General features: G+C 32.1%; 1 protein-coding gene. It reads left to right on the forward strand.

The annotated features are described in order from the left end of the window. Positions 1 to 83: 83 nt before the first annotated feature. A complete protein-coding gene (locus L21TH_RS00110) occupies positions 84 to 374 on the forward strand; it encodes a hypothetical protein (protein ID WP_006305233.1) in 291 nt (96 codons plus the stop codon). Positions 375 to 411 lie beyond the last annotated feature (37 nt).

A 411-nucleotide genomic window follows, 5' to 3' on the forward strand; every position in this document is an offset into this window, starting at 1 on the left:
AAGTAGAAGAAATGTATAATTCAGTGAAACAAGCATCCAATGGAAGAATAGAACCAATTTTTAGATAGAAAGGAGAATAAACAATGGGAAGAAAGAAAAAGAAGAAAAAAAGAAAAGATAAAATAAGAGAAAGAATAAAGAGAAGAAAAATGCTAGAAAAAGAGAAACAGGAGAAAAAAGATGTAAGGTTTAGGTGTTTAGAATGTGGAATAGAAGAAGATATACCAAGAAGTGTAGTTAAACAGTTTGACATATTAGATAATGGTGATATTAGTGTACCCCCAAGATTTGACTGTGAAGTATGTGGAGGGTTAATGGAACCAATTGAATATACTAGTGTGCACGGAATAACTTATAAAATAGACGAAAAGTAGTGGGCAAAGATAAAGCGGCCTACGGCCGCATTTTTTA

This window comes from Caldisalinibacter kiritimatiensis, assembly GCF_000387765.1.
In the GTDB taxonomy this organism is placed as follows: domain Bacteria; phylum Bacillota; class Clostridia; order Tissierellales; family Caldisalinibacteraceae; genus Caldisalinibacter; species Caldisalinibacter kiritimatiensis.